Source organism: Actinomyces polynesiensis, assembly GCF_000820725.1.
Taxonomy (GTDB): Bacteria; Actinomycetota; Actinomycetes; order Actinomycetales; family Actinomycetaceae; genus Pauljensenia; species Pauljensenia polynesiensis.
Genome location: NZ_CCXH01000126.1, coordinates 1 through 4087, shown reverse-complemented (window position 1 = coordinate 4087; position 4087 = coordinate 1). Strand labels below are relative to the sequence as shown.

6 protein-coding genes are annotated in these 4087 nt (G+C 72.0%); all 6 read right to left on the bottom strand.

What is annotated here, in order from left to right:
- Positions 1–492: prephenate dehydrogenase/arogenate dehydrogenase family protein (locus TA90_RS05945; RefSeq protein WP_043535097.1), on the bottom strand; the 492-nt coding region annotated here is incomplete at its 3' end.
- Positions 493–499: 7 nt separating this feature from the next.
- Positions 500–1249, bottom strand: coding sequence for a pseudouridine synthase (locus tag TA90_RS05940; RefSeq protein ID WP_043535096.1), 750 nt, complete (start codon positions 1247–1249; stop codon positions 500–502).
- Complete coding sequence (gene scpB, locus TA90_RS05935) at positions 1246–1935, bottom strand: SMC-Scp complex subunit ScpB (protein WP_082031513.1); 690 nt, start codon at positions 1933–1935, stop codon at positions 1246–1248. Before scpB ends, TA90_RS05940 begins: the two co-directional genes overlap by 4 nt.
- Entirely contained in the window at positions 1919–2773 is an 855-nt protein-coding gene (locus TA90_RS05930; RefSeq protein WP_407921583.1) for a segregation and condensation protein A, read from the bottom strand. Before TA90_RS05930 ends, scpB begins: the two co-directional genes overlap by 17 nt.
- Positions 2757–3581 carry a ParA family protein gene (locus TA90_RS05925; protein ID WP_043535095.1) on the bottom strand — a complete coding sequence of 275 codons (825 nt, stop codon included), beginning with the start codon at positions 3579–3581 and terminating at the stop codon, positions 2757–2759. Before TA90_RS05925 ends, TA90_RS05930 begins: the two co-directional genes overlap by 17 nt.
- 52 nt (positions 3582–3633) lie before the next feature.
- The coding region (locus tag TA90_RS05920; RefSeq protein WP_043535093.1) for a tyrosine-type recombinase/integrase at positions 3634–4087 on the bottom strand (454 nt) is incomplete at its 5' end.

Here is a 4087-nt window from a genome sequence, read left to right as displayed (position 1 = left end):
CGGCGCGGAGCCCTCGTGGGGCACCACCACCCAGGGGCGGCCGATGAACAGGTCCGCGTCCGCGGCCCCCGCCCCCGAGCGTTCCCGACCCGCCATGGGGTGGGATCCCACGTAGCGTGCGGCGATGCCCGGGTCCCCGCGCAGCGCGGCCTCGTGGAGGACGTCGTCGACGACAGCGCTCTTCACCGAGGCCACGTCCGTCACCACGGCCCCGGGGTGTCGCACGAGGGCGTCGACGACACAGGCCCCGGCCACGTCGGGTGGGGTCGCCACGACCACCAGGCGTGGCGCGAGGGAGTCACCGGGGGTGCACGCGCGGCCGGCGCCGACGTCCACGGCCAGCCTCTGGGAGGTGGGCGAGGTGTCCGAGAGCAGCACCTCGACGCCGGCGGCGCTCAGGGCCAGGCCGACGGAGGTGCCGAGGAGCCCGGTGCCCACCACGAGCACCGGACCGGTCGTGGCGACCGGGCGCAGGGGGGAACGGGTCACCATCGGTTCCTCACAGGCCGACGCAGCCGTAGAGGGCGACGAGGGCGTTGCCCTTCACGCGCCGTGTGGTGCCCGGCTGCAGGTGGTCGAGGCGGATGGGTCCGAACTGGGTGCGCACCAGTTCGCGCACCGGGTAGCCGACCTGCTCCATGAGCCGGCGCACCAGCCTGTTGCGGCCCTCGTGGACGGTGATCTCCACGGTGGTGATGTCCCCGAAGGTCTCCATCACCCGGAAGTGGTCGACGTTGATGGGGCCGTCCTCCAGCTCGACCCCCGCGAGGAGGGTGCGGCGCACCCCCGGCTTCACCTCACCGTGGACGCGGGCGACGTAGGTCTTGGGGACCTCGTAGGAGGGGTGGGTGAGGCGGTTGGCGAGCTCCCCGTCGTTCGTGAGGAGCAGCAGTCCGGAGGTGTCGACGTCGAGGCGGCCCACGTGGTAGAGCCGTTCGGGGTAGTCCCCGACGATGTCGGTGAGGTCGGGACGTCCCTCGGGGTCGTCCATCGTCGAGACCATGCCGACCGGCTTGTTGAGGGCGAGGACGACGTGCTTGGTCTCGTCGAGGATCACGCGGTCACCGTCGACGTGGATGACCTGCCGGGTGGGGTCCACCCGGGTGCCGAGGGTGCGCACCACCTTGCCGTCCACCTGGACACGGCCGTCCGAGATCATCTCCTCCGCGGCTCGGCGCGAGGCGATGCCCGCCTGGGACAGCACCTTCTGCAGCCGGATGCCGTCGCTGACGTGCGGGTCATTCCTCACAGTGTCTCCTCAAGGTCGTGTGCGAGCCCCTCGAGTTCCTCACTCGCGGGCAGGTAGGGGGCCAGGGGCGCCAGGTCGTCCAGGGAGTTGAACCCCATGCGTTCCAGGAAGTACCCGGTGGTGGCGTACAGGCGCGCGCCCGAGTCGGTCTCCCCGACCTCCTCGACCAGTCCCCTGGCCACAAGGGTACGCACCACGGCGTCGACGTTCACGCCGCGCACGTGCGAGATGCGCGACCTCGTGGTCGGTTGGCGGTAGGCGATGACGGCGAGCGTCTCCAGCGCGGCCTGGCTGAGGCGGGAGGTGTCGGTGCCGACGACGAAGCGACCCACCACCTCCGCCCACGCGGGCGCCGAGTAGACCCGCCATCCGCCCGCGGACGCCCGCAGCTCGAAGCCGTGGGCCCGTCCGGGTGTGCCCCGGTACTCCGCCGCCAGCTCCCGCAGGGCCTGCCCGACGAGGGCGGGGCCGACGCCCAGCGCCTCGGCGAGCTCGGTGACGGACACCGGGTGGTCGACGACCATCAGCACGGCCTCCAGTGGCGCGAACAGGCTGGCCGGGGAGGCGTCGGTGTCCCCGGGCGCCACGGTCGCGGGGGCCTCACGTGGGGCGTCCTCCCCCGCGTGACCGGCGGTGGCGGACCCCTCCCCCGCCTGGTCGTGCCCGCTCTCAGGACGCTGCGACATGGTGCCCCCTCTCCGGCGAACCGGCGTCGCCCTCGTACTCGTCGATGTCGAGGTCCACGTCGCCCTGCCCGCCCGTCCACGTCACGTCCAGGGCCCCGAGTGCCTCCTCCTGGGAGAAGGCGACGACGCGGCGCCGGTAGAGCTCGAGCAGCGCGAGGAAGCGGGAGACGACCACGGCGGTGGAGCCCGCGTCCTCGACCAGCCGGTGGAAGCTGAGGTGCCCCTCGCGGCGCAGGCGTGCGGAGATGAGCAGTGCCTGCTCGCGCACGGGCACCGCCGGGTCGTGCAGGTGGGCGACCTCCACGGTGGGCGGGGTGTGCGTGAGGGCCTCCGCTGCCGCGCGGGCGAGGTCCGCGGGACCGGTGACCCACACGAGTTCGGGCAGCAGGGCCGCGAAGTGCGGCTCCAGCGGGACGGAGCGTGGATGGGACCCGGCGTGCTCCTGGAGGGACGCCGAGATCGCCGCGGCGGCGAGCTTGAAGGCGCGGTACTGCAGGAGTCGGGAGAAGAGCAGGTCCCGGGCCTCGAGGTCGGCGAGGTCGACGTCCTCCTCGTCCTCCTCGCGGGGCAGGAGGTGGGCGGCCTTCATGTCGAGGAGCGTGGCGGCCACGACGAGGAACTCGGTGGTGCGGGAGAGGTCCGGGAAGGTGCGCATGTAGGAGATGAACTCGTCGGTGACCTGTGACAGGGCGACCTCGGTGATGTCGAGGCGGTGTCGCGAGATCAGCTGGAGGAGGAGGTCGAAGGGCCCCTGGAAGACCTCCAGGCTCACCTGGAACTGGTCGATGGTCCCCTGTGCGGGGTCGGCGCCCACGGCTCCCTCACGCGACGTCACCACGGGCGACCACCTCACGTGCCAGACGCCGGTACGCCTCCGCGCCGGGGTGCGAGGGGGCGTAGGTGGTGATCGGTTCCGTGGCGACGGAGGCGTCGGGGAACTTCACCGTGCGCCGGATCTGGGTGGTGTACACGAGGTCCCCGAAGGCCTCGCCCAGGCGCTGGAGGACCTCCCGGGAGTGGAGGGTGCGGGTGTCGACCATGGTGGCGACGATCCCGTCGATCTTCAGGCGCGGGTTGATGCGGTCGCGGACCGTCTCGATGGTCTCCACCAGGAGCGCCACCCCGCGCAGCGCGAAGAACTCCGCCTCCACCGGCACGATGACCCCGTGCGCCGCGGTCAGGGCGTTGACGGTGAGCAGGCCGAGTGAGGGCTGGCAGTCGATGAGGATGACGTCGTAGTCGTCCACGACGTGGCGCAGCACGCGCGCCAGGGCGGACTCCCGGGCCACCTCGTTGACCAACTGCACCTCAGCGGCCGAGAGGTCGATGTTGGCGGGCAGGACGTCGAGGCCCTCCACGGCGCTCGCCACGATGGCACTGCGCACGTCGGAGCGGGAGTCCATGAGCACCGTGTAGACCGTCTGGTCCATGTCGAGTGTGTTGATCCCGAGGCCGACCGAGGCCGCGCCCTGCGGGTCGAAGTCGACGACCAGCACGCGGCGCCCGTACTCCGCCAGTGCCGCACCGAGGTTGATGGTGGTCGTCGTCTTGCCGACCCCGCCCTTCTGGTTGCACATGTCGATGATGCGGGCTGGTCCGTGACCCGCCAGCGGTGCCGGGACGGGGTAGTCGCCCTCGGCGACGATGGGGTGCCGTCGAGGGTGGGTTGCGCATCGTTCGTCACGCGCCCAGCCTAGTTCATCGTCCCTGCCCGGCAGGGGTGCCGGGGCCGAGTGCCCTGGGATGTGAGGTGCGGTAGACCTCCCTCAGTGTGGTGGGCGACAGGAGCGTGTAGATCTGGGTGGTCTGGACGCTGGAGTGGCCGAGCAGTTCCTGGACGTCGCGCACGCTCGCCCCGCCCTCGAGGAGGTGGGTGGCGAAGGAGTGGCGGAGGGTGTGCGGGGAGACGTGGGAGGTGAGACCCGCCTCCGCCGCGACCCGCTGGAGCGCCTCCCACGCCGACTGGCGTGACAGGGGACGACCGCGGGTGTTGAGGAACAGGGAGGAGGTCCCCCGTCCCCGTCGGGAGAGCTCGGGTCGGGCGCGCACGAGGTAGGCGGCCACCGCGTCGCGGGCGTAGTGGCCCACCGGCACGATCCGTTCCTTGCGCCCCTTGCCGAACAGGCGCACCACGGGGACGTCCTCGTCGAGG